The following is a 21,680-nucleotide window of genomic DNA, read 5'->3' as shown; positions in this document are numbered from 1 at the left end:
TAAGCTTAAATATTTATTCTTCCGTATCTTTAGTTTCTTCTAAATCTTGAGATTTTCTTCCAACTTTTATTTTTGGATTATCTTGAGTTCCTGTAACTGTAAGTGGAATCCCGAATATTCCAAGCGGAGGCAAGCCTAGACGCATTTTTAAATTCAGTTTTCCGTCTAAACTTGTTGTGCCTTCAATTCTTGGTCTGAAGCCGGCAAATTTAAATTTAAAGCGTTCAACGGTCATGATATTATTTTTAATCGTGGTCTTAATATCGACTTTAGAAAGATCAGGATTTTTAATGGCTTCTGTACTTGTTTCCTTGCTTACAGCGGTGAACATTTTTAGGCCTCTTACTTTTACGTCTTTAACAGAAAGAATTCCGCCTCCAGAAAGTGATGGGTAAACAGGTTCCATTTTGCCATTTAAACGCCCTTTTAGTTGATAATCTAAAGATACGATACCTTGAGCTTTTTCAGCAGCACTTGCCATTTTTCTAAAAACCTCAATTTCATTATAAGCTCTTTTAATGTCAAAATCAGCTGCTTTTATAGCGTAATCAAAATTGGCTTTTTGAGGCGTCACAGCTTGATAATTTGCATTCATAGAAACATTACAGCCAATTAGATTAAAGCCGGTATTCTGCATTGATAATTTTCCTTTGTTCATGCTTAAATTACCAACTGCATTTTGAAGTTTAAGTTTGTCAAAACTTACTTTCTGAGCAACGGCGTTAAATTGCAAATTCAAATTTGTTGGAATTATGATAACTCCAGTTTGTGTGTTTTCTGCTTGTTTTGTTTCTGTTTTTGGAGATGAATTTTGTGTTACAGAAGTTTCTGCGCTTGTATTCGACATGAATTCATCAACATTAATGTATCGCGAAGTGGCTTTAAATTTGCCTTTTAAAACCCCCGTTTTGGTCGTCGCATAGTTAAAAACATTTTGCAAATATCCATTCATTTTAAAATCAGATTGGCCATAAGCTGCCAAAAAGTTATTGAAAGACATTTTGTCCTGATTGATTTTGAAAATTCCTTCTTTAATAATGAATTTTTTAGGCAGGTATTCTGATGTAATTCCAATGTTTCTAAGTTCCAGTGTTCCCTTGTTGTACAATTTGCTGTAATTTCCTTTTTCTGCATCGCTTTGTTTTCCTTTTAAGACAACATCAGCTTTTACGAAACCGTCAAGATCAAGACCTTCTTGCGAGAAAACTTTATATATTTTGTTCACATCAAGTTCGCCGTTTGCTTTAATATCATAGGCTAAATCGTCAAAATTGCTTAAGTCCGCTTCAACAAAAACAGGTTTTCCTTCAAAGGTAAATTGAGCTGGTTTTAGTTTAATTTTTAAGTCTCCAAAAGTTCCTTTCGGATTGTCGATTTTAGATTTTATCGTAATATTGGTAATTGGATTTGGATAATAAGGTGTTTTTAAATATCCGTTTTCCAAATCAATAGTTCCGTTGGTAACAGGCAGAATTTTGTTTTTTAAATCAAATTTACCATTTGCTTTTACATCACTCGTTAAAGCTCCCTTTAATTCTATTTTTGGAATTCCAAGTGCTTTTGTCAGCTTTTCAAGATCAATTTTAGACTTAAAATCAGCATTGATTTCGGGAGTTTTTATGCCTTCTACATAAAACTTAGATTTCAAATAATCTTTGTTCATGTTTAGCGATAAGTTTTTTGCATCAACAGTTAAAAGATCTGGATTTAAAGATGGAACTTTTGTTTTTACATCTAAGTTTAAATTAGAAACAGGAAAAGGACTTTTGTTGTAATTTACAAATCCGCTGTCTATTTTTAGGTCAAGATTTAAATCAGGAGCTATATTTTGTGATGCAATATAATCCCCTTTTAAAGTTAGGAGCAGGTTAGTGTTTCCTTTTATTTCGGTTTTTGACAGCCAAGTAATGTATTTAGGAGGAAAAGCAGTGAAAACATCGTGTAAATCGCTGTTATCGGATTTTATTACAAAATCCATATTGTAGCCGTCTTTTAAGAAATCAAATTTCCCTTTAAAATCAATTAAAAGTTGGTTTATTTTTAAGTTATTTTGTTGAAAGAAAAACGATAAGGAGTTAATATTGACTTTTGTAATTAAATCAGCATTGACTTTTTTATTCATTAAATATGGCTCATTTTCATAAACGATATTTAATTTTTCAATTTTGGCTTTGGAGTATAAATCAAAAACAGCTTTATTTAAATCTCCTTTTCCTAAGTAATTGAATCCAAAAGCATCGAAGTGAATCTTTGTTGATTGATCGTCGTAAATAATCTTACTGTTTAAGATTTCAATTCTTTCCAATTTCAAGGCAGTTTCTGTACTGTCTTTGTCTTCTGTGGCTGCGGCTTGAGATTTGTAAATGTTGTAATTTACTTCTCCGCTTGGGTTTACTTTTACATTTATAAAGGAATCTGATAGGTAAATCTGATCAATTTTGACAGATTTACTAAAAATTAAACTGGCAACATTTATTCCAAAAGAAACTTCTTTGGCGGTAATGAATTTTTCGTTTTTATATGGAGCTGAACCGTTAAGACTTAAATTGTCTAGGGTTAATGTAAGAGATGGGAAATGACGAAAAAACGAAACCGAAACATCAGAATAATTGAGTTCGGCGCTTAGTCTTTCGTTGGCAATCTTTTTGATTTGATCCTTAATTTGATCCTCAAAAACAATAGGTGTTAAAAATAACAATCCTAAAATAACAGCGAAAGTTATCCCTAAATACTTGGCAATTTTAAATACGATCGATCTGGATTTACTTTTTTGCATAGTAATTTGTGGTGTTTAGTAAAATAATAATGTCAAAAAAAGATGTAATTTATCCGTGTACAGTTTCTTTTTTACCATAATTGGTAATAATAGAGCCTTCATATTCAATCCATTCTTTCCATCGTTTATCGATGTCAATATTGTCTTGGTATTTTCTTGCAAATCCTAAAAAAGTAGTATAATGCCCAGCTTCAGAAATCATTAAATCGCGATAAAATTTGGCTAATTCTTCATCTTTAATATTTTCTGAAAGAACTTTAAAACGTTCACAGCTTCGGGCTTCAATCATGGCTGAAAATAATAAACGATCGCAGAGTGCATCACGTCTGCTGCCGTCTTTTTTCATGAATTTAAACAGCTCATTTACATAATGGTCTTTGCGTTCGCGTCCTAAAGTAAGTCCGCGTTTTTTTATTACGTCGTGAACCATCTGTAGATGTTCCAGCTCTTCGCGTGCAATAATAAGCATTTCGGTTACCAGTTCTTCTAATTCAGAATTATAAGTAACGATACTTATTGCATTCGAAGCGGCTTTTTGTTCGCACCAGGCGTGATCCGTCAAAATTTCTTCAATATTCGACTCCACAATATTTACCCAGCGCGGGTCTGTAGCTAATTTTAATCCCAACATAATTTCCTTGCATTTTTAGTTCTTGCAAAATTAGTGTTTTTTATGACGAAAAGTCAGCAAATATCGTTCAAATACGCTCAAAAAAGCATTATTTTGTAAGTTGAAAAAAAAATGATGAATCAGATAAAAAAACTTTTGATAATTGGATTTGTCTGGCCTGAGCCAAATTCTTCTGCGGCAGGAGGGAGGATGATGCAGTTGATTTCTGTTTTTATCGCAAACGGATATCAAATTACATTTACCAGTCCTGCTTTAGACAGCGAATTTATGGTTGACTTGTCTGAGTTTGGTGTCGAGAAAAAAAGTATCGAATTAAATAGTTCAACTTTTGATGATTTTATAATTGAATTAAATCCAGATGTAGTTTTGTTTGATCGTTTTATGATTGAAGAGCAGTTTGGCTGGCGCGTAACAGAAAATTGTCCTAATGCAATTCGATTACTAGATACAGAAGATTTACATTGTTTAAGAACGGCAAGGCAAAAGGCGTTTAAAGAAAATAGAATTTTTCAGCTTACTGATTTGTTGTCTGAAGAAGTTGCAAAACGTGAAATAGCTAGTATTTTGAGATGTGATTTTTCTTTAATGATCTCTCAGTTTGAAATGGATATTTTGAAAGATGTTTTTAAAATTAGTTCAAGTTTGTTATTTTATCTGCCGTTTTTAGTTGATGAAATGAAGGAAAAAAAGCTGCGTGAATTACCATCTTTTGAAGATCGAAAGCATTTTGTTTTTATCGGGAATTTTCTGCATGAGCCAAATTGGAATACGGTTCAATACTTAAAAGAATCAATTTGGCCCTTGATAAAAAAGGATTTTCCAGAAGCAGTTTTGGAAGTTTATGGAGCTTATCCGTCACAGAAAGTATTGCAATTGCATCAGCCTAAGAATGGTTTTTTTATTATGGGAAGAGCGGTAGATGCTAATGAGGTTGTAAAAAAATCAAGAGTAGTTTTGGCGCCAATTCGTTTTGGAGCTGGTTTAAAAGGAAAGTTGTTGGAAGCGATGCAATGCGGAACTCCGAGTGTAACTACAACTATTGGTGCAGAAGCAATGAGCGGAGCTTTAAATTGGAATGGATTTATAGTGGATGAGCCGCAGGAATTTGCAAAAAAAGCGATTGCCCTTTATCAAGAAGAAAATCTTTGGAAACAATCTCAAAAAAATGGTATTGAGATAATAAACAAATGTTATCAAAAGGATGATTATGCTGATGAATTAATGATGAAGGTAAATTCTTTATTGATGAATTCTGATGAGCATCGTCTGCATAATTTTATGGGGAATTTATTGCAGCATCATGCGTACAGAAGTACAATGTACATGTCGAAATGGATAGAGGCTAAGAATAAAAACTAAACATTAGTTTTAAAGAAAAAAATCCCAATTACAATTGTAATTGGGATTTTTGAGTTTTAATATAGGCTGAAAACTATTTTAAAGTGCCTTTGATATCTTGAATAGTTGTAGCGTGATAACCTGATTTTGCTTTGTCAAAAATTTGATTTGCCCAAACTTTTCCTTCTGGTGTTTTTACCATTTCTTTATAAAGCATCATTACAGATCCAGTTCTGCTGCTTCCAATTAAAAATTGTTCTATTGCAGGATTAGCTGCTTTATATTGATGGCGAATTGCCTGAACAAACCATTGACGTTTGATGATGAAATTTCCACCTTTTGTAAAGTTGAATTCCTTGTCAAGTTCTTCCATTTCTTTTGATGTAATATCTGTTGGAAGATGATCTATAAAATGTTGTTTTTCTGTAGTTGTTGTGATTTTTTGGCTTAATCCTTTTACGCCGGTTTCTCTCCAGCTTTTTTGGATTTTATCTATAGCATCAAAATCGGGAGAGCTTACAGGTGTTATGTTTGATGGAATTCCGGGTTTAAAAATCCAATCTTCCAGTTTTATTTTATCAGCAAGAGCTTTGTCTCCTTTAATAAGGTTTTCGTTAAAATATTTGATAAAATCATCAGTAGTGATCGATTTGAAAGCGTGCGCATCAAAATAGTTTTTGATAAAAACATCAAATTTTTCGCGGCCTACAGCGTTTTCAATTACTCTCAAAAACGCATATCCTTTTACGTAAGGAATCATGCTGATTCCTTCGTCAGGGTTTCTTCCTGTAAGACTTACTTTTAGTCTCGTGTCGGGATTTGTGTCGCCATATTCAGCTACATTATCAATTAATTCTTTACGAATGATAACGTTTTGCATTTCAAATTCTTTTTGACCAAAGATTGCTTCGCCAATTCGGTGCTCAACATAAGTGGTAAAGCCTTCATTTAGCCAAATATCATCCCAAGTTGCATTGGTTACTAAATTTCCGCTCCAGCTGTGACCTAATTCGTGTGCTAGTAAGCTGGTTAATGAACGATCTCCTGCAATAACTCCTGGAGTTAAGAATGTCAAGTTAGGATTTTCCATTCCGCCGTAAGGGAAACTTGGCGGTAAAACCAAAACATCGTAACGCCCCCAACGGTAAGGTCCATAAAGTTTTTCGGCAGCAACGACCATTTTTCCAAGCTCGGCAAATTCCCAAGCCGATTTTTTCAGCATTGAAGGTTCTGCATAAACTCCGGTTCTATTGTAGATAGATTGAAATTCAATATCACCAACTGCAATTGCCATTAAATAAGATGGAATTGCTTTGTCTTGTTTAAATGTGTAAACTCCAGTGTCATTTTTCTTTTGCGGATTTACGGCGCTCATTATGGCTAGTAAATCTTTAGGAACTGTAACTTTTGCATTATAAGTAAAACGAATTCCTGGTGAATCCTGACAAGGTATCCAAGTACGTGACCAAACACTCTCTCCTTGAGAGAAAAGAAAAGGTTTCTTTTTGTCAGCCGTTTGTTCTGGTTTTAACCATTGTAATGCTATTGCATCTTTAGTGGTGTTGTAGTAGATGTTTACTTTTGTTGTATTTGGTTCTATTTTGATATGAAGTGGTTTTCCGTGAAATTCAGTATCCTTTCCAAGTTCAAATTTTGTTTCTTTTTCGTCATCACCTAAAGTTACTTTTGTAATGTTTAAGGTGTTTTCATCGAATATAATTTCATTTCCTTTGCTGATGTTGTCAATTAGCCAAGATGCTTTTCCAGAAATAGTCTGTGAATCAAAATCAACTTTTATGTCAAGATCTAGATGTTTAACTACAGCAAGTTCTGGTTTAGAATAGCTGTGTTCGTCTGTAACGACTGCTGATTTTTCTGTCTGCTCTTTTTTCTGACAGGCAATTGCTGCTAGGAATAAAGTTACAAGGATTAGTTTTTTCATTTTATCAAGTATTGAATTTGTGGGCGAAAATTAAACAAAAAATCCCGTTTTGAATAAACAAAACGGGATTTTATTAAATATAACCTTCGACTTGGCTCAGGATAAACATTGAAATTATGCCAACATTGTAACTGGGCTTTCGATGTATTGTTTTAATGTTTGTAAGAACTGAGCGCCAGTTGCACCGTCAATTGTTCTGTGGTCACAAGCTAATGATAGCATCATTGTATTTCCAACTACGATTTGACCGTTTTTAACTACTGGTTTCTCAACAATTGCACCTACGGAAAGGATAGCAGAGTTTGGTTGGTTGATAATTGAATTGAATTCAGTAATACCAAACATTCCAAGGTTAGATACTGTAAAAGTACTTCCTTCCATTTCTTGTGGTCCAAGTTTTTTGTTTTTAGCTCTTCCTGCAAGATCTCTTACTGAAGCACCAATTTGAGATAAACTCATAGCGTCAGTAAATCTTAATACAGGAACTACTAATCCGTCTTCAACAGCTACAGCTACACCAATATTTACGTGGTGGTTGATGATGATAGCATCTTCTTTCCACTGAGAGTTGATTTTTGGGTGTTTTTTCAAGGCTAAAGCACAAGCTTTAATTACCATATCGTTGAAAGATACTTTTGTATCTGGGACAGTATTGATTGTTGCTCTAGAAGCCATTGCTTCGTCCATGCTTACTTCGATCACTAAGTTGTAGTGAGGAGCTGTAAATAAAGATTCTGCAAGACGTTTTGCGATAATTTTACGCATTTGAGAGTTTTTGATCTCTTCTGTGTAAACTTCTCCAGCAGGTACAAATACTTTTGGTGCAGCAGGAGCAGATGCTTCTTGTTTAGCAGCTGGTGCTGAAGCAGCAGCTGGTGCTTGCGCAGATGGAGTAAAGTTCTCGATATCGCTTTTCACGATACGTCCGTTTTCTCCAGAACCTTTAACTTGGCTTAATTGAATTCCTTTGTCAGAAGCAATTTTCTTAGCTAAAGGTGAAGCTAAAATTCTTCCTCCGTTTGAAGTTTCAGCAACAGTTTCTGTTGTTTGAGCAGCAGCAGGAGCAGCTTTTGTTTCTTCTGCAGCAGGTGCACTTGCAGTTGCAGCGCCTCCAGCAGTATAATTGTCAGCAATTCCAGAAATATCAGTTCCTGCAGGTCCAATGATCGCTAGTAAGCTGTCAACAGGAGCAGTGTTTCCTTCTTGAATTCCGATGTATAATAATGTTCCAGCGTTGAAAGACTCAAACTCCATAGTAGCTTTGTCTGTTTCAATTTCTGCTAAAATATCACCTTCAGCGACAGTGTCGCCAACTTTTTTCAACCAAGTTGCTACTGTACCTTCAGTCATAGTGTCGCTCAAGCGAGGCATAGTTACAACGATAACACCTTTTGGTAATTCAGTTGCAGCTTTTGCAGGAGCAGCAGTTTCAGTTTTTGCTTCAGCAGTAGGAGCATCCGCTTTTGGAGCTTCGGCAGGAGGAGTGTCACCACCAGCTAAAAGAGCAGAAATATCTTCTCCTTCGTTACCAATGATTGCTAATAATGAATCAACAGGAGCGGTTTCTCCAGCTTGAATTCCGATATGTAAAAGAGTTCCTTCGTTAAAAGATTCGAACTCCATTGTTGCTTTGTCTGTTTCAATTTCAGCAAGGATATCTCCTTCGCTGATTTTGTCGCCTACTTTTTTAAGCCAAGTTGCTACCGTTCCTTCCGTCATAGTATCGCTCAAACGAGGCATAGTTACTTTAATCGCCATGATGTTATAGTTTATGAGGTGTAAATGGATAGTCTTCTTGTGCGTATACTACGTCGTATAATTGTTGTAAATCTGGGTATGGAGATTCTTCAGCAAATTTCTGACACTCTTCAACCAAGTCTTTAACTCTTTGGTCAATTACTTCGATTTCTTCTTCAGTAGCATATTTTTGATCCAAGATTACATCAAGAACTTGTGTAATTGGGTCGATTTTTTTGTACTCTTCAACCTCTTCTTTAGAACGGTATAATTGTGCATCAGACATAGAGTGTCCTCTGTAACGGTACGTTTTCATTTCAAGGAAAGTTGGTCCGTCTCCACGACGAGCTCTGTCAATTGCTTCAGTCATTGCTTCAGCAACTTTTACAGGATTCATTCCGTCAACTGGTCCGCATGGCATTTCGTAACCTAAACCAAGTTTCCAGATGTCAGTATGGTTTGCAGTTCTTTCAACAGAAGTTCCCATTGCATAACCGTTGTTTTCAACGATAAATACAACTGGTAATTTCCATAGCATAGCCATGTTGAAAGCTTCGTGTAATGAACCTTGTCTAGCAGCTCCATCACCAAAGTAAGTCATGGTAACACCGCCAGTGTTGAAATATTTATCTGCAAAAGCTAAACCAGCTCCTACAGGAATTTGTCCACCTACAATTCCGTGTCCTCCGTAAAAACGGTGCTCTTTAGAGAAAATGTGCATAGAACCTCCCATGCCTTTAGAGGTACCTGTTGCTTTTCCTAAAAGCTCTGCCATTACGTTTCTAGGATCAACTCCCATACCAATTGGCTGAACGTGGTTTCTGTATGCAGTAATCATTTTGTCTTTAGTCAAGTCCATAGCGTGCAATGCACCTGCTAATACAGCTTCTTGACCATTATATAGGTGTAAAAAACCTCTAACTTTTTGTTGAATGTATAATGCTGCAAGTTTGTCTTCAAACTTTCTCCAAAGCAGCATGTCTTCGTACCACTTTAAATATACTTCTTTTGTAACTTCTTTCATCTGAATTCTTTCTTTTGCTAAAGTTTGTTTGTGTTATCAATTGTTGCCTATAACGCAAAATAGTTTCCTCCCACAAATTTGCGCCCGAAAGGTCGGGATGCAAAAATAAGACATTCCTATTAAGAAGTAAAATTTAAAAGGCACTTTTTGGCTTTTTTTTACAAGAACTTTTTATCAAACATAAAAGGGAGTAAATTTTTTAGGGATGCTGATTTGTAAACTTCGCCAATTTCGCCCATAAAATAGATTTCAATAGGGGTGTCTTGTTTGATTTCGTATTCTGCAATAGATTGTCGGCATGATCCACAAGGCGGAATCGGTGCTTTGGTTTGATTGGTGTCTGAAGCTGCTGTAATAGCTATTTTTAAAATTTTGGCTTCTGGATAAATACTTCCTGCATGAAAAATAGCAACTCTTTCGGCACATAATCCTGAAGGATAGGCAGCATTTTCTTGATTTGAGCCCAAAACTATTTTTCCGTTGTCTAAAAGTAAAGCGGCTCCAACTCTAAATTGAGAATAGGGTGCGTATGCTTTTTTGCGAATTTCTACTGCCTGTGTCATTAAATCCTGAATTTCTGCTGAAACTTCTTTTATAGATTCATAAACTGTAAATGATGATGTAATGCTAATTTCTTTCATTTCTTTTTATGGGAAAAAAAATCCAAATTTCTAAGTTTTTAGAAATTTGGATTTGTGATTGCTTTTTATTTGATTTTTTTAATATACTTCGTATTTGTCTCCAAAGTTAAAGGTTAAAGAAAAGCGAAGTGTATTTTCTAAAGGATTTTTAACATTTGATGATGAGAATAAATAAGACACGTCAACTTTCATGATGTTGTATTTAAATCCTGCTCCTAGAGAAAAGAACTGTTTTGCTCCTTTCATTGGGCTTTCATGATAATAGCCTAAACGCATAGCAAAGGCATCTTGATACATATATTCTGCAGCAACGCTGTAGGTTATTTCTTTTATCTCTTCGCTGAAGCCTCCTGGTGCATCTCCAAATGATTTGAATATTCCTGAAACCCAGCCTGTGTCTTTGTAGTTTTTATAGTTTATAGAATTTGCTTTTTCTTGCGAGATGTCTTCGGGATCTGTAAAATCACCGTCGCCATTTGTGTCTACAGGTGTTCCTGGCCCAGGAGGTGTAGGAACTAAAAGTTTTGTCAACTCTACAGAAACTGCTAATTTGTTATAATCGTCAAAAATAAAATCAAATCCACCACCGACTCTTAAATTCGCAGGCAAAAAGTTTGAGCTTAAATCGTCGTTGTCATAGCTTATTTTTTGACCTAAATTTTGAACATTAAAACCTGCTCTCCATCTTCCGTTAAAATCACGGTATGCAATTTCTTCTGATTGATAAAAACCTGCGATATCTACAGCAAATGATCTTGCAGCAGAAGCATCAACTTCTCCAGATGGGATTTTTAGGTTTGAGCTGATAAAACGAGCAGCAACTGCCATCGAGAATTTTTCGCTTAATTTTAATGAGTAAGAACCGTCTAATGCAAGTTCATTTGGACTTACTTCTCTGGTAGGTTCGCTTGGATCTCCAGTTTCTCTTAGTTCAATTCCTCCAAAACCAAAATATCTAAGACTTCCTGCAAAAGCACTTCGCTCATTAATTTTATTGTAATAAGTTAATTGTCCAAGTGAAATATCATTGGCTAAATCTGTTAAATAAGGTGTGTAGCTGATTGAGAAACCTTGTGCATCTTCTGAAAAAGCATATTTAGCGGGATTCCATTGTTGAGAAAAAACATCTGAAGAAGTAGCAACACCTTGATCAGCAAGACCGGCAGCTCTCGCATCTGCAGCGACTAATAAAAAGGGTACTCCTGTTGTAATGGGGCGTTCAATATTTTGGGCTTTTGCGAATGAAATAATTAATAAAGAAATTAATAAAAACGATATTTTTTTCATTTGTGGGGATAAAGGTATTTATGTTACAAATATATATATTATTATAGAATTACAAGTTTTTCGTATTTTTCTGCTTTTTTATTTGTTAAATTAGATCGAACGGTAAGTTTATAAATGTAAACTCCTTTTCCAATTCGATCGCCAAAATCATCTTTACCATCCCATGATATTTCTCTAGATAAAAAGCCTTCTGTAGTAATAATTTGGTTTTTTGTCCAAACTACTTTTCCTGTTATTGTCATTACCTGAACCTGAACATCCAACGGCTCGTAAGGTCTGTTGTGAGAAAACCAGAATTGAGTATAAGTTGAAAAAGGATTAGGGTAATTAAGAACGTGTGTTAATGTTAATGCATCGTCGCCAACAACTATAAACTGTATTTCACTTGTTACAGGATTGTTGTAAACATCCCAGGCGGTGAAACTAATTGTGTGCAGACCCGGAGCTAAATTTCGCAACGGAAAACGTAGATTTCCGTTTGTATAGTCGTCTAATTTTGTTTGGTAGTAATCATTCAGAATATATTGATTGCTTACATCTCCATCCAAAATGGCAATTATATCGTGACCAATTCCGCCGGCAGTGTTGATGCCATTTTCGTCTTCTAGGAATGCTAAAAGAAAGGGTGAATCGTTTGTAATTCCGCCAGATACAAAAGTCTCATCGTTCATATATAACTTAACTTTTGGACTTATATTGTCTTGTGGTGCATTTTCGTTTATGCCTCCAATTTTAATGATGGTTGTACTGCCGGTTTGGTTTTCGAGTGCTTGATTTTTCTTTGAATAAAAACTAATTCGACCATTGTCAACAGGTATTCTAATGTCTCTTGGTACAACAAAGCTAAATTCAAATTGACCGTTAGTTACAGATGCATTTCCTCTAAATATTGTTTCTCCAAGAGTTTTGAATGAAATTGCAGGACTATATCCATCATTGTTTAAAGTTGAGACTGTAATTATTTTATCAAAAATGGCAGTTGAAAGTTCTCCATTATAATTGTTTAAAACAATATTGTTTTCGTCTGTTACTTCACCTGTGATTTTGATTTTTGATAATGATTTAAAATCAGGAATTGGCTGTGAAATCGCAATATCATTTACTTTGGTTAAATTAATTTTAGGCTTTGGGATAGCGAGCATTAATGCAGGATCGCCTATATAGACAATAACATTGCTGGAAGCGCTTGGGTTTTCGTTTTTTGAAATTCGCAGCGATTCAGCAATGCTATTATATTGATTGGAGCCGTAGGAAAGAAGGTTTTTGCTTAAATTGTCGTTGAAGTTTTCGGCATTAAACTGACCTATCGCTCGAGTGGTTGTGAGCATTGAGATGGCTCCGCCTTTTGGGTTCCAAAAAGTATACTCGCCTGCGGTTGGTCTTGTTGGGTCGTCAAATCTTGAAAATTCACAGGTTATTGTAATAAAAAGCGGGTATTTGTATTGATTGTTTAGGTTTTGTCCGTCAGACTTTTCCCAGATTCGTTCGCTTGCCAAGCCGTCTTCTCCTCCGTGACCTAGATAATTAAAAACTAAAGCTCCTTTTTCAAAAGCATTAAAAAAATCAGTTCTAGCTTTTGGATAGCGCGATCCGCCGGCAGAAGCTTCTTGTGTGTAAGAATCTAAAATGATTTTGTCGATATTGAAAAAAGGTTTTTCTACAGCAATTATATCTGCTAAATTGTTTTGGCGAGTTTGTAAAGAAGCATCAGAACTTTGGTCGGAATCATCGCTTATTAAAACGAAGTTGTTTCTCCAGTTTCCGTAAGATTTTGTGTCGTGATATTCAAGTACCTTGTTGACCATTTCTTGTGCTTGAACATTATCGGAAACTAACATTCTGCCAACTGCAATGTCAATTCCTCCAAACGGATAGCCGACAATTCCTTCGTTGGGATCCATTAAGCCATAAAAATCATCAGAAGCAAATGATGCTTCGCCAGTTGTGTTGCTTATTGGTGATTGATAAATAGGTACAATATTGGTATTGTTTAGAATTCTATTTTTGTAATCATAAGAAGCATCGCCAAATAGGTTTACGTATTTAATTCTTTTTTCGGGAGATGATGCGTTGTCGTAGATGTATTTAATGCAGTTTCTAATTGCCGCAATGTCTTGCTTGCCTGATGAAAATTCCTGATAGATATTTTCAAGCGCAATAACTTTTACATTTAAGTTTGAATTATTGCGATGAAAAATGGCTAATTTTTCTGCCTGTGTAGTTAATGATTTTGGGGTTATAATTACGTAATCAATGTCTTGAAAACTGTTTTGATTGTTTCTAAAAAGTGTTCCTTTTAAGTTTTGATTTGCAATTTTAGACTGGTTTTCTTTTAAAGGAGTGTAGTAATCTGCGGCATCAAGTGCAATGTATTTTCTAACTTCTCCAAGGTTTGCTTTGAAGCTGAAAACGGCTTGATTTGGGTTTTCAAATTTCGATACATTATATAGGTCTGTAATATCCCAAATTTGAGAAATCGTCGAAGCGTTTCCAATAGTATAATTTACAATTCCAGTTGTTGAGCCGGCAGCGTTATATTGAAACTTGAATTGTTTGTTTGTGCCAAGAAGTTTTCTTTTTGCTGTTAAATTGATATAGTCAAGAAAGCCTTTTGAGCCTGGTACACCATTGTTATTATAGGTAAGTTTTATTTTTATGTTTTCTGTGTCAGAAAATGCTGTATTTGCAGGTAGTTTTTGTGTTAGATATTTGATTTCGGAACTTGTCGAAAGGCTGTTGAAGTTTATAGTTCCAATGTTTTGACCATTTGCAGAAATAATAAAAGAAGTAGGAGTAAAGGCTGCTGAGGCTGCATTTAGTTCAATTTTTACTGGAGATGATGTGTCAATGTTTGGAAAGTTAAAAGAAAACTCTTGTTCCTGATTGATGTCAAATGCTTCTCCAAGCCATTGCCTTCCTAAATGAACAAGATTGGTTTGGTCTACTTCGTGAAACTGATAGTCATCAAACGTATTGAGATCTAAAGTGCTGATTCCTGATGGCTGAATTGCATTTGGAATTCTTTTGCCTTCTCCTCCAGAACTGGTGATATAATAGTATGATTTTGTATCGTACAAATTTAAATTTGTTTGGCTTTCAGTACTCCAGTTCTCAGTGCCTTCTGCATAGAAAAGAATGTAATCTTCATTGTTGAAAATGCCGTCGTTTTCTCCAATAACTTGGATTGCATTTTCTGTTAGATCTTCGGGGTAATACATGTTGTTTGATAAAGGGAGCATTTGTCCGCCATTACCATAGATTTTTATTTTTTTTGGATCTTCTTTTCCGGGATCAAAACCTAAGCTTTGCAAAAAGGATTTTGAAATTTTGTAAATCCCTGATTTTTCAATATAAAAACGATACCAGTCACCCGAAGCGAGTACTGAATTTGTAATCGTGTTTGATTTTTGAAAAGCTGTAGAGCTGCTGTTTTTTGAAGCAGTGTTTGTGACAAAATAAGAAAATGATCGGAGACGTTTGAAATTATTTCCTTCCTTTATAATAGGGTATAGAAACAGAAAGTTTTGTTTTGTGTCTCTAGCATTTGTGCTTTTTAATGATTCATTGAGTTTATCTGGGATGTTTTCAGGGTTTAAGTCGCCTAAATCGGTTCTTGAAATTGGTTCGTAAATGGTATTTGTAATTTGTACAGAAGAATTATTTGAAATGTTTGACTGATTTAGGTTGAGCAGGAACGTTAAGTTTTTTTTAGTAATGTCGTAACGAAAAGTATTTCCTGAAAAGTACGGAATTATGGTTTTAAAGTCACCGTAATTCATCTCCTTTTTGGTCTGCCAATCAAGTGTCAGGCTCCCGTTTAACTGAGAGAATGAGAGAATTGGAAGCAACAGAAAGTATACTATTAGAAACTGTTTCATTATCTGAAAAAGCAAAATTTAATTAAAATAAAATTAGTAGGTAAAAATATAGTATTTCATGTTACAGTAAATAATAAAAAGTATATTTTTGCGTTCGTAACTATAGGTTATTTTCTGGTAAAAAACAGCTAAATAAAATTATTAGAACGGATGTTGCTAATTAAATGTTAATTATTATATTGCAGCACCTAAATTTATCACCTAAGAATGAGTATGAAAGTAAACAAAATTGTAGTCTTGCAATTAATGATGTCAATGGTATTGATGTTGGGCACGGCTAGTTGTAGCAAAAAATCGAGTTCCACTCACGCTTCGAGAGCAACTGGCTGGGATGTAGATAGTCAGAATGGAACTGCTGCTAGAAATGCAGGAAAAAAACAACAGGCAGGACCTGGTTTAGTTTTTGTTGAAGGAGGTACATTTACTATGGGTAAAGTACAAGATGATGTTATGCACGATTGGAATAACACACCTACTCAGCAACACGTTCAGTCTTTCTATATGGATGAAACTGAAGTTACAAATGGTATGTACTTAGAATACCTTGAGTGGTTGAAAAAAGTTTTCCCTCCAACAGAAGAAAATTACAAAAATATTTACGAAGGAGCTTCACCTGATACTTTAGTATGGAGAAATCGTTTGGGGTATAACGAAACGATGACAAATAACTATTTAAGACACCCATCTTATGCAAACTACCCAGTAGTTGGTGTAAACTGGATTCAAGCTGTTGAATTTAGTAAATGGAGAACTGACCGTGTAAACGAAGCTGTTTTAGAGAAAAATGGTTACCTTCAAAAAGGAGCTAAAACTAGTGATGTAACTGCTGAAAATGCATTTAATACTGAAGGATATTTAATGTCTCCTAGTACTTCACGTGGTGGAAGCGAAGAAATTGTTATCAAGAAAAATCCAAACGGAAAACGACCAAAAGCTGGAAAAGACGGCGTAGTTCCTGAAGAGAAAAATGTATACGCACAACGTTCTTCTGGTATTATTTTACCAGAATACAGACTTCCTACTGAAGCTGAGTGGGAATATGCTGCAGCTGCAGATGTTGGACAAAGAGAATATAACATTTACAAAGGACAAAAGAAATATCCTTGGTCTGGTGATTACACTCGTTCAGCGAAACGTAAAAATAGAGGTGATCAGTTAGCTAACTTTAAACAAGGAAACGGTGATTACGGTGGAATTGCAGGTTGGTCTGATGACGGTGCAGATATTACAAACTCTGTAAAAAGTTATGCTCCAAACGATTTCGGTTTATATGATATGGCAGGAAACGTTGCAGAATGGGTTGCCGATGTTTACAGACCAATTATTGATAATGAAGCAAATGATTTTAACTACTATAGAGGAAATCAATATGCTAAAAACAAAATTGGTAAAGATGGTAAAGTTGAAATCGTTACAACTGCTACTATTAAATATGACACATTAAGCAATGGAAAAGTAATAGCGAGAAATCTTCCAGGAGAAATCGCTCAGGTTCCAGTTGATGAGCAAGAAACATATTTAAGACAAAACTTCAGTACAAGTAATAATATCAATTACAGAGATGGTGATAAACAATCTTCAAGATATTTTGACTTTGGAGATTCTGAATCAGGATCAAAAGCTGATCAAGCAATGTACAATTCTCCTAAACATAACGTAACAACGGATAGTTTAGGTAAAATGATTAGAAAATATGATAACTCTAGTAAACGTACTACTTTAATTGATGATAAAGTTAGAGTTTACAAAGGAGGTTCTTGGAGAGATAGAGCATATTGGTTAGATCCAGCTCAAAGAAGATATTTCCCTCAAGATATGGCAACAGATTACATCGGATTTAGATGTGCTATGTCGAGAGTAGGTGCAAAATCGGAAAGAAAAAAATCACCTAGAAACTAAGTTTTAGAAATTTCAACATAAAAAATTCCAAATTCCAAAAGCTGAATATTTCAGTATGGAATTTGGAATTTTTTTATTGTTTTTTTTCTATTTTTATGGTCTATTAAATAAAAAATTAAATGAATATTCAGGACATTCATAATTTGTTTTTACAATGTAAATCAGTTTCAATTGACACAAGGAAAATTGAAAAAGAATCAATGTTTTTTGCCATTAAAGGAGAGAATTTTGATGCCAATACTTTTGCTCAAAAAGCACTCGATTTAGGAGCGTTATTTGTTATTATTGACAATGAATCTTATTTGATCGATGAGAGGACTATTCTTGTAAAAAACAGTTTAGAAACATTGCAGGAGCTTGCAAAATATCACAGAACCTATTTAAAACTGCCAATTATAGCTCTTACTGGAAGTAATGGAAAGACTACTACAAAAGAGTTGATAAATGTTGTATTGTCTAAGAAGTTCAAAACAAAAGCAACGATTGGTAATTTAAACAATCATATTGGAGTTCCGCTGACACTCTTGTCTTTTACAAGAGAAACTGAAATTGGAATTGTTGAAATGGGAGCAAATCATAAAAAAGAAATTGAGTTTTTATGTGAGATTGCGCAGCCAGATTATGGTTATATTACAAATTTTGGTAAAGCGCATTTAGAAGGTTTCGGCGGCGTCGAAGGAGTTATACAAGGAAAAAGCGAGATGTATCAATATTTGGCAAAAAACTACAAACTTGTTTTTGTAAATCTTGAAGATCCTATTCAAATCGAAAAATCGCAAGGAATAAAAGCATTCACTTTTGGCGTGAATAAAGAGAATGCAGATTTGAAGATTAAAAATATTACGGCGAATCCTTTTGTTATTGTTACTTATGATCATTTTGTTGTTGAGTCTCATTTAATAGGTCTTTACAATGCAAATAATATAAATGCAGCTGTAACTATTGGCAAATATTTTGAGGTTGACGATAAGGCAGTAAAAGAAGCTATTGAGAATTACATTCCTGAGAACAACAGATCGCAATTGTTGAAAAAAGGCTCGAATGAGATTATTTTAGATGCCTACAATGCAAATCCAAGCAGTATGGCAGTTGCGATTGCAAACTTTGTACAATTAGAAAACAAAGGTAAAATAATGATTCTTGGCGATATGTTTGAGCTTGGCAATGAAAGTCAAAAAGAACATAAAATAATAGTAGATTCTTTGACAGGAGAAAACGAATGTTTGAGTTATTTGATTGGAAAATCATTTTACGAGCATAAAGTTTTGAGTGACACAATCAAATTTTTTGAATCATTTGACTCGTTTGCAGATTATCTAAAAACAATTCAGTTCAATAATAATACAATTCTAATAAAAGGCTCCAGAGGAATGGCTCTTGAACGTACATTAGAATATATCTTATAAAAAAAAAGCCATTCGTTATTTCGAATGGCTTTTTAAAATTATATACTCATTAAAAAACCTATCAGGTTTTCTTTTTTATTCAGTCCTAGTTTTTTCCTTAAACGGTATCGGGCTAATTCTACACCTCCAGTCGAAATATTCATGATTTCAGCTATTTCTTTAGTAGACATATTCATTAATAAATAAGTTGATAAATCAAGCTCACGAGGCGAAATTGTGGGGTATTTTTCCTTTAGACGTTTTAAAAACTCAAAATGAACATTCTTAATATGTTTTTCTAAATCCTTCCAACTTTTATCTGTGTTTACTTCTTTTACAATACTCTTATTAAGTTTGCTGACTTGAAATTTAGTAGAATCATCCAAAGCTTCCACATCTATCTCTTTTAATTTATGGATGATTCCATTAAGAATTTTGTTCTTCTTTACTACCTGCAAAGAGTTGTTAACTAATTCTTTATCTTTTGCCAGGATTTTAATTTGCAGTTTATCATTTTTTAACTTCTCGATTTCTTTTTCCAAATCGTATTGCTCTTGTCTGATTCTGGATTCTTTTTCAAGGTAGAGACGTCGCTGTTCTATAGTTTCATAATATTTGTTTTTTCTTATTTTCATTTTAATTCTATCCGAAATAAAATAAATCGCTATAATTAAGATTATGAAATACATCATAAAAGCTAGAAAATGCCTGTACCAAGGAGGAGAAATGGTAAAAGTAACAGCCGATGGATCAGATTGAATTCCGTAACTGTTTCGAACCTTAACCCTCATCGTATAATCGCCCTCTCGTAAGTTTGTATACTCCTTAAAAGAGACAACAGACCAATTGCTCCATTTGTCATCAAAAGGCTCTAATTGATACGAAAATTGAACGTTTTCGAGATTCTCGTAAGTAGGCGACGAGAAGGTAAAGCGTACATTATTTGAAGCGTAAGGTATGCGAATGTTCTCGGTTCTAGTTTGATTATTTCCAATGACAATAGTATCGCCCGGAAATGAAAAACTTCGGATAAAAGCTTTAGGTTTAGTATTATGAGTACTTTGCAGGCTGAAGTCGTAATGAGCAAGTCCATCTGTTAATCCGATAAAAATATTTTTAGAGTCGATCGTATTTACTGATAAATGGTTGCTGACTAAATTACCAGTTAAGTTTGAAAATGGAACAATACTGTTTTTGTATTGATTGCCATCTTTCATTAAGACCCCAATCGACTCATCAAATGTATACCATAAATTAGACTGAGAATCTTCGCTTAAAGCATTTATCACAGGAATATTTTTAAAGAGTGCTGTTATGTTTTTATCTTCATAAAATAAGTCCTGTTCGCTTGAGTATTTATAGAAATGATTATGAGTTTGAAAGTAAATTTTCCCTCCAATGTTTTGAAGACTTCCTATGTTTTTAAACCTAGGAGTTAATTGATCAATTTTTTTAATAGTAGCAAACCGTGTTAAATCTTCGCTTAACGCCATTCTATAAATAGATTCGTCTTTTTTAAGCCAGAAATACAATTGATCAAGTTCAAAACTATTTGATGATTTGTCAAATCCAGAAACTTGATTTTTGAATATTAATCCGCTGGCTGTTTTTTGAAAAATCGCAAAACCATCATAATTGGAACCAATAAAGAATCCAGGATGACTTGGTATTTTTTTAAATCCAAAATAACCTCTAGAATCAATTATCCTCGTTACTCTGTCGCCTTTAATAACAAGTGCGCCTCTATTGTTTGCACATATTAATTCATTGTCAATTACCTGAACATTCCAAGATTGTGCAGTGGTTCCTTCAACTAGCTTAAAAACATCTTCCTTAAAGCTGTTATTCCAAGCGTGATAAAAAACGCCTTGATTGGTTGCTACATATAAATTTCCTTGAAAAATAACAGAAGCATATACCGTACTAATGTCATAACTAAAACCGAAATATGTAAAAGGAGAAGTCTCATTAACAAAAGCAATTCCATTATCAAGCCCCAGCCAAAGATTGTTTTTATTGTCTATAAATGAAGTTAAAACGGTATTGTTTTGTAATCCCTTTTTTCTGTTAATATGTTGGATTATTTTACCATTAAAATCACAGATAATAATTCCGTCTAATACCGTATTCAGTACAATAAATTTATTGTTGATAAGTACACCGCCTAATGAGTTGTTTTTTTTAACAAAGTTGTTTGCTTCAGTGTTCCAAGGAATAATATTGTTGTTTTCATAAAGAAACAAGCCTTTCTCGAGCGTAACAATCAGTATTTTATCTTTTGAAATAGAATGCATGGCCCAAATCTCAGTATTATTCAAGCTTGTTGTATTTGGCAAAGTATAAAGACTGCCATTTCGATATTCTAGAATTCCTTTTTCGACATCTTGGAAATAAAGTTTCCCGTTAACAACAAATGAGAACTGAAACCTTTTTGGAGCTTTTAATATCGTTAACTTATCATCTTTGAAAATATAGGCTCTTGCAAAAGATTGAAAAATAGTTTGATCGCCAATAGAATGAATTTTCCAGACAAAATCAATGATTTTAATTTTGTTTTTATCCACTTTTTTAGCCAATGAAGTGTATTTAAGCCGCCCGTTATGATCCGGTTTAAAATAACCAAACTCATTATAGCCTCCCACAAATATTTTTCCAGATTTGTCAATTTTTAAGCATCTAACAGAAGTTAAGTTAGGCAAAGGATATTTTCGCCATGTTGCTCCATCAAATTGCAGTAAACCATTATTATTGGCAAAATATAAATTTCCGTTTTTATCTTGATCAATATTCCAGTTTTGTGTGCCGCCTTTATATTCATTTCGCTTGTAATTTCTTATATCTGGAAGACCAATATTCTTTACCTGCGAAAAAATAGATATTGAGAATAATGTAAAAAAAATGATGTAAATGTGTGGTTTTGTCAATTTTGTGTTTTTTTGAGTTTGATTAGAAATGTTGGTTGTAATGTGCTTGTTTGTAGTGTTTTATATTTGTTTTTTAGGTACTATTACGATGTAGAACACTGTTTTTTTAATAAAAATAAGCAATCTTATTATAGTGTAGTGTTTATTTTTATAATTAACATTTTGATAACATCATTTATTTTGATTTTAAACTATTGAAAATTAATAATTTATATAAA

At 34.0% G+C, this 21,680-nt stretch carries 12 protein-coding genes; 3 read left to right on the top strand and 9 right to left on the bottom strand.

The features are described from left to right. Positions 1-13: 13 nt before the first annotated feature. Positions 14-2,776: an AsmA-like C-terminal region-containing protein gene (locus ACHRV0_RS00515; RefSeq protein ID WP_395439577.1), complete on the bottom strand. Its 2,763-nt coding sequence runs from the start codon at positions 2,774-2,776 to the stop codon at positions 14-16. A gap of 49 nt (positions 2,777-2,825) precedes the next feature. Next, entirely contained in the window at positions 2,826-3,407 is a 582-nt protein-coding gene (locus tag ACHRV0_RS00510) for a tRNA-(ms[2]io[6]A)-hydroxylase (RefSeq protein ID WP_089057510.1), read from the bottom strand. Positions 3,408-3,521: 114 nt separating this feature from the next. Between ACHRV0_RS00510 and ACHRV0_RS00505 the strand changes: the two genes are divergently transcribed. Further along, positions 3,522-4,766 (top strand): glycosyltransferase, encoded by a 1,245-nt coding sequence (locus ACHRV0_RS00505; RefSeq protein ID WP_395439575.1) that lies wholly within the window; start codon positions 3,522-3,524, stop codon positions 4,764-4,766. A gap of 73 nt (positions 4,767-4,839) precedes the next feature. Here the strand turns inward: ACHRV0_RS00505 and ACHRV0_RS00500 are convergent, their stop codons facing one another. The 6 genes from ACHRV0_RS00500 to porU all read right to left on the bottom strand — a co-directional run bounded on the left by ACHRV0_RS00500 (position 4,840) and on the right by porU (position 15,254). After that, entirely contained in the window at positions 4,840-6,687 is a 1,848-nt protein-coding gene (locus ACHRV0_RS00500) for a leukotriene A4 hydrolase C-terminal domain-containing protein (protein ID WP_395439574.1), read from the bottom strand. Positions 6,688-6,801: 114 nt separating this feature from the next. Then, positions 6,802-8,445 carry a 2-oxo acid dehydrogenase subunit E2 gene (locus ACHRV0_RS00495; protein ID WP_395439573.1) on the bottom strand — a complete coding sequence of 548 codons (1,644 nt, stop codon included), beginning with the start codon at positions 8,443-8,445 and terminating at the stop codon, positions 6,802-6,804. Between the two features lie 4 nt (positions 8,446-8,449). Then, on the bottom strand, positions 8,450-9,448 hold the full coding sequence (gene pdhA / locus ACHRV0_RS00490) for a pyruvate dehydrogenase (acetyl-transferring) E1 component subunit alpha (RefSeq protein WP_089052629.1): 999 nt from the start codon (positions 9,446-9,448) through the stop codon (positions 8,450-8,452). 158 nt (positions 9,449-9,606) lie between these two features. Further along, positions 9,607-10,089, bottom strand: a complete 483-nt coding sequence (cdd, locus tag ACHRV0_RS00485) for a cytidine deaminase (RefSeq protein WP_129025314.1) — start codon at positions 10,087-10,089, stop codon at positions 9,607-9,609. A gap of 78 nt (positions 10,090-10,167) precedes the next feature. Continuing rightward, entirely contained in the window at positions 10,168-11,376 is a 1,209-nt protein-coding gene (gene porV, locus ACHRV0_RS00480; RefSeq protein ID WP_089057514.1) for a type IX secretion system outer membrane channel protein PorV, read from the bottom strand. Between the two features lie 41 nt (positions 11,377-11,417). Continuing rightward, positions 11,418-15,254 carry a type IX secretion system sortase PorU gene (gene porU / locus ACHRV0_RS00475; protein WP_395439572.1) on the bottom strand — a complete coding sequence of 1,279 codons (3,837 nt, stop codon included), beginning with the start codon at positions 15,252-15,254 and terminating at the stop codon, positions 11,418-11,420. A 213-nt stretch (positions 15,255-15,467) separates the two neighbouring features. On the opposite strand from porU, the gene gldJ reads away from it, so the two are divergent. After that, the gene (gldJ, locus tag ACHRV0_RS00470; RefSeq protein ID WP_089052633.1) at positions 15,468-17,153 is read left to right on the top strand and encodes a gliding motility lipoprotein GldJ; all 1,686 of its coding nucleotides are present in this window, start codon (positions 15,468-15,470) and stop codon (positions 17,151-17,153) included. A gap of 119 nt (positions 17,154-17,272) precedes the next feature. Continuing rightward, positions 17,273-18,559: a UDP-N-acetylmuramoyl-tripeptide--D-alanyl-D-alanine ligase gene (murF, locus tag ACHRV0_RS00465; protein ID WP_395439571.1), complete on the top strand. Its 1,287-nt coding sequence runs from the start codon at positions 17,273-17,275 to the stop codon at positions 18,557-18,559. A gap of 38 nt (positions 18,560-18,597) precedes the next feature. On the opposite strand, the gene ACHRV0_RS00460 is transcribed toward murF, so the two are convergent. Further along, positions 18,598-21,462 carry a triple tyrosine motif-containing protein gene (locus ACHRV0_RS00460; protein ID WP_395439570.1) on the bottom strand — a complete coding sequence of 955 codons (2,865 nt, stop codon included), beginning with the start codon at positions 21,460-21,462 and terminating at the stop codon, positions 18,598-18,600. Between the last annotated feature and the right edge of the window lie 218 nt (positions 21,463-21,680).

The sequence above is a fragment of the Flavobacterium sp. FlaQc-30 genome (genome assembly GCF_044005885.1).
GTDB lineage: Bacteria > Bacteroidota > Bacteroidia > Flavobacteriales > Flavobacteriaceae > Flavobacterium.
Note: the sequence above shows the minus strand (reverse complement) of the source record. Positions and strands in the feature narration are given on the sequence as shown.

What these genes read in the sequence shown, in the direction of transcription:
- murF (WP_395439571.1), top strand. Translation starts at nt 17,273, where the DNA reads ATGAATATTCAGGACATTCATAATTTGTTTTTACAATGTAAATCAGTT.
- ACHRV0_RS00510 (WP_089057510.1), bottom strand. Translation starts at nt 3,407, where the DNA reads ATGTTGGGATTAAAATTAGCTACAGACCCGCGCTGGGTAAATATTGTG.
- cdd (WP_129025314.1), bottom strand. Translation starts at nt 10,089, where the DNA reads ATGAAAGAAATTAGCATTACATCATCATTTACAGTTTATGAATCTATA.
- porV (WP_089057514.1), bottom strand. Translation starts at nt 11,376, where the DNA reads ATGAAAAAAATATCGTTTTTATTAATTTCTTTATTAATTATTTCATTC.
- pdhA (WP_089052629.1), bottom strand. Translation starts at nt 9,448, where the DNA reads ATGAAAGAAGTTACAAAAGAAGTATATTTAAAGTGGTACGAAGACATG.
- porU (WP_395439572.1), bottom strand. Translation starts at nt 15,254, where the DNA reads ATGAAACAGTTTCTAATAGTATACTTTCTGTTGCTTCCAATTCTCTCA.
- ACHRV0_RS00495 (WP_395439573.1), bottom strand. Translation starts at nt 8,445, where the DNA reads ATGGCGATTAAAGTAACTATGCCTCGTTTGAGCGATACTATGACGGAA.
- gldJ (WP_089052633.1), top strand. Translation starts at nt 15,468, where the DNA reads ATGAAAGTAAACAAAATTGTAGTCTTGCAATTAATGATGTCAATGGTA.
- ACHRV0_RS00515 (WP_395439577.1), bottom strand. Translation starts at nt 2,776, where the DNA reads ATGCAAAAAAGTAAATCCAGATCGATCGTATTTAAAATTGCCAAGTAT.
- ACHRV0_RS00500 (WP_395439574.1), bottom strand. Translation starts at nt 6,687, where the DNA reads ATGAAAAAACTAATCCTTGTAACTTTATTCCTAGCAGCAATTGCCTGT.
- ACHRV0_RS00505 (WP_395439575.1), top strand. Translation starts at nt 3,522, where the DNA reads ATGAATCAGATAAAAAAACTTTTGATAATTGGATTTGTCTGGCCTGAG.